This is a genomic window from Chamaesiphon sp. VAR_48_metabat_135_sub, from assembly GCF_031418915.1.
In the GTDB taxonomy this organism is placed as follows: Bacteria; Cyanobacteriota; Cyanobacteriia; order Cyanobacteriales; family Chamaesiphonaceae; genus Chamaesiphon.
Genome location: NZ_JANOJV010000182.1, coordinates 1 through 7507 on the forward strand (window position 1 = coordinate 1; position 7507 = coordinate 7507).

Here is a 7507-nt window from a genome sequence, read left to right on the forward strand (position 1 = left end):
TTTCTCTGGCTCGTACAGTCCATCATTGACTCCCATCACAATATTCAGGGCTTCTTGTTTGACTGGAGCCGCCACAATTACCTTTCGCACGCCACCTTTGAAATAGGGATCGAGAGTTTCGGGAGTTCTAAATTTACCAGAGCATTCCAATACCAGATCTACACCCAAATCCTGCCAAGGCACATCGCCTGGTTGGGCATGTTCGCTAAAAGTCAGGGGTTTGCCATCGATAATGACTTTTCCGTTCGCAGCTTCTACTTCTGGTGCCCAACGTCCGTGGACAGAATCGAACTTGAGTAAGTGCGCGGCTGCCTCAGCTCCACCTTTAACCTCATTGATATGCACGAATTCTAATTCTGGCCAATTCCACGCCGCCCGCAAATCTAACCTTCCAATCCGTCCAAATCCATTAATTCCCACCCGCACTGTCATCTATTTTTCCCTTTTTTTGAAGTTTTAAATCTTGATACTTACAGGATTCTGTATTTAGAATCATCGAGCTACATTCAACTTAGTTAATGCTTTTTAAGAGTGATATTTCCATCGGCTTGATGAGGTTCTACAATCAACACAGCTTATTTAACTTTGTTGAGTTCTGCTTTTGCCTTGGCTACTAATTCATCATCGAGAGGTAGATAACCAAGCTCGGTCGCTGAAGCCTTCCCTGTCGTCAACGCCCACTCAATTACTGCTTTTAATGCTGTTGTCTTGGTGACATCTTTAGGCTGTGGGTATAGTAGGAGCCAAGTCAGTCCAGAAATAGGATAAGCCTTTGGGTTGGTAGAATCTGGCACTGTAAGTCCAAGATCGGCAGGCACTTTTTCGAGGACAAATGCCTCCGCACCTGCGGCTGGGGATGGCGCGATCGATTTCCCAGACTTATTTTCGATCGCTGCCATCGATAGATTAGCTTGCTTGGCCGAAGCGTGTTCCACATAACCGATCGAATTAGATATTGCGGCGATTTGCTCTGACACCCCTTGATTTCCTTGGGCACCTGTCATCCCTTTAGACCAAACTACCGATTTACTAGCACCTGCCGTCCATTGGGGACAAGCAGCTTTGAGGTGATTGGTAAACTGAAAGGTTGTACCACTGCTATCAGAGCGGTGGAAAAATTTAATTGCCTCGTTGGGTAATTTTGCGCTGGCATTGGTTTTGACGATCGCCGGATCGTTCCATTTAGTAACTTTACCTGATGCAATTCCACAGTAGGCTGTGCGAGACAGTTTTAAATCTTTAACCTCATCGAGATTATAGGCAAATACAACCATCCCACCAGTCATGGGCACCTGAACTGGTTCTGCACCGAACTTTGTTTTGAACTTGGCGCGTTCGTCAGCTTTCAAAGGTGCGTCTGATGCTCCAAAATCCACAGTACCCGCCAAAAATTGCTCGACACCAGCACCACTACCGACGGATTGATAACTAACTTGAGTTCCAGGATTTACCTTGTTGTATTCAGCAAACCAGCGTTGGTATAGGGGTGCGGGATACGTTGCCCCAGCACCACCAACCGAGATAATACTCCCACTACTAGCGGATGCAGATCCAGATGCCGCAGGTGAAGCCGTCCCTGATGGTGAGGAAGCAACTTCGGAACTCCTGGGCGTACAAGCAGATACTGTCAGCCCCAGCGTCAGGGCTACTAGTATCTGAAGCGTGAGCGATCTACGGATATTTAGATTGGGCTTTTCGCCATTCGATGGCGGAGCCTCTCCCCTGGAGAATCGATTGAGTTGTTCGTCATTCATGCTAATTTCTCCCTAGATGCGTTGACGGATGCCTTGGCGTAGCCTCTGAGAATGACAATCGCTCACCATATCGATATTAATTGATATTGACAAGCATCGATATCTTATCAATATACATCGATATATGTCAATATAGAAATTATGAAATCTTTAAAGTCACCTATTTTCTGTTGTCCGCCGCTATTAGCTGGTCGTTTGACTGGAGCAGAAGCCGCTAGTGCAGCGACTTTGTTCCGAGTATTGGGAGAACCAGCGCGGCTCCAGTTGTTAAGTTTAATTGCCGCACAGCCGAGTGGAGAGGTTTGTGCTTGCGAATTGGTAGAATCGCTGGGACTTTCGCAGCCAACAGTAAGCCACCACCTCAAGGTGATGTACGAGGCAGGTTTATTGTCAAGAGAGCGTCGAGGTACTTGGATTTACTATCGAATCGTTCAAGCACAATTAGTATCCTTGCGAGAGGTGCTTGGTTAAATACTGATTAATCTACATAATTTTAGAGGGGAGATCGAAAAAGAGTCTGGCGTTGCTGAATTGATGTCTGAAACCTGTGGTAGGGGCAATTCATGAAGCGGCTTATTCGTGAATTAAGCGCAACAGATCGCTAGTAGAAACTTTCGCACTGATATCGGCTCCTTCGAGGAGGCTATCGGCAAGATCGCGTTTATGTTTGTGAAGATCGACGATTTTTTCTTCGATCGTGTTTTGGGCAACTAAACGATAGATTGTGACTGGGCGTTTTTGACCGATCCGGTGGGTGCGATCGGATGCTTGATCTTCGACGGCGGGATTCCACCAGGGGTCCATGTGAATTACATAGTCGGCTGCGGTGAGATTTAATCCGGTACCACCAGCTTTGAGGCTGATTAAAAATACGTCTCCTTCACCAGATTGGAAGGCATCAACGCGGAGTTTGCGATCGCGGGCGGAGGTGCTACCATCGAGATATTGATAGGCGATCGATTGGGATTCTAAATAGTCGCGAATTAGATGTAAATGACCGACAAATTGACTGAAAACTAGGGCTTTGTGGTTATTCTCTAATAGTTCGGTCAGGACTTCACCAAATAGTTGAAGTTTGGCACTAGGGATGGCGATATCGGTGGTAACTAATTTAGGATTGCAACAAGCTTGCCGCAATTTCATAATTTCTGCTAATACTTGCAGGTGCTTTTGTCCTGGTGGGGCATCGCTGTCTGTGAGTTTGAAGATTGCTTGTTGGCGGAGGGCTTCATAAAATGCCATCTCTTCTTGGCTCAGTTCGACTTGGAGCGTAATTTCGGTGCGCGAGGGCAATTCTGACAGAACTTGAGATTTTAGGCGGCGGAGGATAAAAGGTTGAATTAATTTTTTTAATTGATGGCGGCTACTGCGTTCGCCATCGCGTTCGATAGAATTAGCAAATTTAAGATTGAAACTGTCGAGAGAACCAAGTAATCCAGGGTTGATAAATCGAAATAAATTCCATAGTTCGCCGAGATGATTTTCGATTGGCGTTCCGGTCACAATTAGTTTAAATCCACCTTGCAAATTCATTGCTGCTTGCGATCGTTTGGTGGCGAAATTTTTAATCGATTGCGCTTCATCTAAGACGATCGTTTGCCACTGAATTTTGGCTAACATTTGGCTGACATCATCCTGTTGCAATAGTCCATAACTACACACCACCAGATCGAACGGCTGGAGTCGCTCTAATACCTGCTCGCGATTACCACTGCCAAATTGAATTGGATTTAGGGTTGGGGCAAATTTCTCGGCTTCACTCACCCAATTCATACATACCGATGTTGGCGCGATAATTAGCGTCGCACCTGCCGCTGCGCGAGTAAGAATTAACGCTAAAGATTGCAGCGTTTTCCCCAACCCCATATCATCGGCTAAACACGCACCCACGCCCCAATGTGCCAACCGCACCAACCAGCGAAAACCAGCCACTTGATAATCGCGTAATTCTGCTTGCAACGTTGAGGGTAACTGGGGTTCGAGGCTCTCTACCTCACGTAGTTTTTTAATGTGCGATTGCCAATGTTTATCGGCTTTGAGCTGCCCGACATCATCAAGCCAATCCTCCATCGTCAGAGCCGCGAGAGGATGCATTCTAAACCCCTTCCCATGTCGCTCGGATACCCCACGCAATTCATCCAACCGCTGCCGAAATTCCTCAGTTAAAGTTAAAAATTGACCGTCACCCAAGGGAATAAACCGACTGGGGGAGCCATCGAGCAGTGTTAGCAACTGTTGTAGCTCCAGTATTCGATCGTCATCTACCTGCACCGTACCAGTAGTCGCAAACCAATCATTTTCTCGTTGAATCCGCAGTTGGAAATCTCCCAACCCAGCTTGACGACTGACGCGCATCTTTTCGCCTTCCGGCCATTCTACCATCGCGATATCGGCAACGGCTTGCAATTCCACCAGTAATTCCAGACACTCTTGGGGATCTTCAACTAACCATTCATCATCGAGATTTTCCATTTGCTCTAGCGTTGGACAAGATGCCACGATCGCATTCGCAAATCGCCGTTCGGCAGCCAAATCGCGGTGGGTTTGCAACCGTTTGCCTTCAATCTCCACAATTACCGTTTCCCCGCCCGTGCCAGGGCTATAATAGGGACCTGAGGGGGCAAATGGACGGGAGAGTAAGGTTACTTTCAAGCCCATCCCGTTGGGCAACAGATGGATATACGGTTGCGGATCGCTAGGAACCTCCTCGACATTATCCGCACCACCACCGATATCGGAATGGATGGTGACGACACTCGAAATACTACCGATTGCGGCTAGCACTCTTGCTTTCGCGGCAATTGGCACTTCTAGGCGGTTCGACTTGCCTAAAATTTCGGCAATCCGCCGATGCTCGTCGGTAATTAAAATCGCTTTGAGACGGGAAGGGCTTTCTTTTTGCACCAGTACATTTCTGCCAATTTCCAGTTCGGGGAACATCGAAAGAACGATCCGCTCGTCTTTGACATTGATAATTTTTAATTCTGGCTCTCCGCCAATAATTTCAATCCGCGTGGTGGGATTATCTTCCCAAAATACTAATGGGTGTCCGATTAATGACACGATCGCTCGTTCGCCAAAGCGATAATCATTGTGTCCCCAACCGTTGGTATTATAACTTTGAAGATGTTCGCACACTCGCAGATCTTCGGGTGTGAGATATTCGATATCTTCAGCATTCCGCAAGCGTTTGAGCGCAATATTTCGCCCCTTACTCCACTCGCCCTTGGCGTTGCGAGTTTGTTCGCGGGGTTGGATTTGATGGCTGCTGCCATACATAATAATCGCCCAAATCAATCGTCGATCGGCAGTGACTCGATCGATCTTCTCGGGTACATTACTGGGGTGAATATTCGTCAGTGCCGTCAGCGAGAGTTCCCACAGTTCTTGCGCCTGAATTAATTGCGATAGATTGACAATGCCGATCTCCTTTTGCAGTGCTACCGATCTTTTTTGATAAAAACTCTGGAATTTATCGGTGGGATTAATATGCGATAAGATTCCTGCTGCTTCCATCGCCAACCAGTCGTACCCAGCCGCACTCGATCGAGTATAGAGCTGCTCGAGCAGATGGGGTAACTGTTTATGCTCGGCTTTTTTGTCCACCCAATGAATGCATAAAGAACGAATCAGGATTTCGATACTATGATGTCTATCCAGCGGTGTCGATCTGAGAATAGAGTCGCGTAGATCGAATTTGCCCATTTGCATCTCGATCGTATATCCGAGGACTTCATAAGCCGAACTCAGCCAATATTTCGCCTGAATCGCCACCTTTGTGTGTTCCAAAGCTGCATGGAGATCGCCACTTTCCCCTCGTTTAATTAAGGCAAGAATGAAAAATAAGCCACTGATAGAGCTAAAATATATTTTTCGCTTGCCACTACCTTTTTTGAGGGTACGCAGGGCATTTTCATACTCAGAGATGGCAGATTTGTTATCCCCCTGGACAAAGTACCACCAGCCCCAAAAATGAACAAATCGATCGCGCCAAATTACTGGCAATCGATCTAATATGTCTTTCGCCCGATCCAATTTACCTCGCAGGATCAGTTGTTCGATCAGTACCCCCTGAAGATGTTCTGCCATCAGTGGTTGAGTTTTAGACTCAAAGATGACTAGGAGTGCTGCTAAAGCTGCTGTGCTATGGGTGAGATGTTCGAGCGAATATTTGAGAATGCTCTCGATCATCATATTCGCTAAGTCGGGTGTGACAGTCGCAAACCAATCGGCATCAAAGGGATTATTGCAAGTCTGTTGCCACAAATGTTCTAATGAAGTAGATGCAGAGGAACGACCATAACGATGATAGTCATCGAACTGTTTCTTAATAAATTTTACGTCGTTGCTATATAGCCCCAACCGGATTTCGCGGATGAATTCACCTTCGTTACTAAAATTACGCACCCCACTACCATATTGCGCGACAGGTAGGTGTTGATTAATTGTCGCATTGATCGCGCCAAATTGCCCAGCCCGCACCGCATCGCGAGTAGCAATTTCCGCAATTAAAGGATCGATTTGAATGCTATGTTTGCCGATCGATCTTAAGATCTGACTGCCAAGTAATCGATCGATGTAAGGTTTGAGCGTTGCTGCAATTAAAGATTTCTCACCAGTCAATTTGGCATGTTCCACACATGTCAAAATCATCGTTCTACTGACTGGAGTATAAATTACCGAAATTAATTGGACGATCGATCGATCGAGTTCGGGTAAGCTATTGTAACTAATAACTAGTTGTTGTCGTTGGTTTTCGATCTTCGAGTAATTGGTAGACATCATCCACTCCAGTCGCGTAGATTCTGTATTGTAGCTTAGGAGGGGGAAAACGGGTGTGGGGAGAGATCGAAGTTATTTAATCGACGATTCTAACGTCCTAAAACTTAGCAAAGATTTCACTGGCAACTCGATCGCAGACACCTCGATCGCCAACAGCGGCACGCATTTCGCTATAATCAGCTAACATCTTATCTCGTCGTTCTTTATTTAAAATCAGTTCGAGACTTTCTTGGGCGATTCGATCGGGATTAGCATCTTCTTGCATCAATTCTGGCACGATCGATTTCATTTCAACCAGATTGGGTGGAGACATAAAAGGGATCGAAAACTTGATAATATGTCTAGCAATCCAGGCAGTAAAATCACTTACTCGATAAATCACAACTTGGGGGATATTAAGTAGAGCTAATTCTAGACTTACTGTTCCGCATTTTGTAATCGCTAAATCTGCCGCACAAAGTACTCGATCGGCATCTTCGGTGACTAGAGTAGCATTAATTTGATACGATCGAATTTCACTTTCGATCTCTTCCTTAAAATCAGGGCGGGAAAGGGGAATCCAAAACCGCACATTGGGTACTTTAGCCTGAATTTGTTGAGCTGCTCCAAAGATGGCAGGTAACAAATATTTTAATTCTTGTTTGCGAGAAGCTGGAATCAAGGCAATGGCAATTTCATCATCGATAATTCCTAACTTTTCGCGAGCAACCTCACGACTAGATAGAGTGGCAATTCGATCGATCAATGGATGTCCGACAAACTTAACTGTGGCACCCTGCTCCTCAAAAAATTTCGCTTCTGCGGGGAAAATTGCCAAAATTTCGTCAGTGAATTTAACAATTACACTAGCCTTTTTATTGTTATGCGACCACACCCATTCTTGAGGCGCAATATAATAAATAATTGGCACATCAGGAAACTCCTTCCTAGCATAATTACCGATCACCACATTCGGACTCATATAATCGATT

Annotated in this window: 5 protein-coding genes; 1 reads left to right on the forward strand and 4 read right to left on the reverse strand. The window is 45.8% G+C overall.

Annotated elements, in window-relative coordinates; genetic code table 11:
* Together RMO55_RS13345 and pstS are read right to left on the reverse strand one after the other, a co-directional pair.
* The coding region (locus RMO55_RS13345) for a glyceraldehyde 3-phosphate dehydrogenase N-terminal domain-containing protein (protein WP_310427233.1) at positions 1-432 on the reverse strand (432 nt) is incomplete at its 3' end.
* Between the two features lie 143 nt (positions 433-575).
* A complete protein-coding gene (gene pstS, locus RMO55_RS13350) occupies positions 576-1754 on the reverse strand; it encodes a phosphate ABC transporter substrate-binding protein PstS (RefSeq protein WP_310427235.1) in 1179 nt (392 codons plus the stop codon).
* Positions 1755-1895: 141 nt separating this feature from the next.
* On the opposite strand from pstS, the gene RMO55_RS13355 reads away from it, so the two are divergent.
* On the forward strand, positions 1896-2225 hold the full coding sequence (locus RMO55_RS13355; RefSeq protein ID WP_310427237.1) for a metalloregulator ArsR/SmtB family transcription factor: 330 nt from the start codon (positions 1896-1898) through the stop codon (positions 2223-2225).
* A gap of 102 nt (positions 2226-2327) precedes the next feature.
* Here RMO55_RS13355 and RMO55_RS13360 read toward each other — a convergent pair whose 3' ends face one another.
* Positions 2328-6539, reverse strand: a complete 4212-nt coding sequence (locus RMO55_RS13360; protein ID WP_310427238.1) for a DEAD/DEAH box helicase — start codon at positions 6537-6539, stop codon at positions 2328-2330.
* Between the two features lie 94 nt (positions 6540-6633).
* Positions 6634-7507: lipid-A-disaccharide synthase (lpxB, locus tag RMO55_RS13365; protein WP_310427239.1), on the reverse strand; the 874-nt coding region annotated here is incomplete at its 5' end.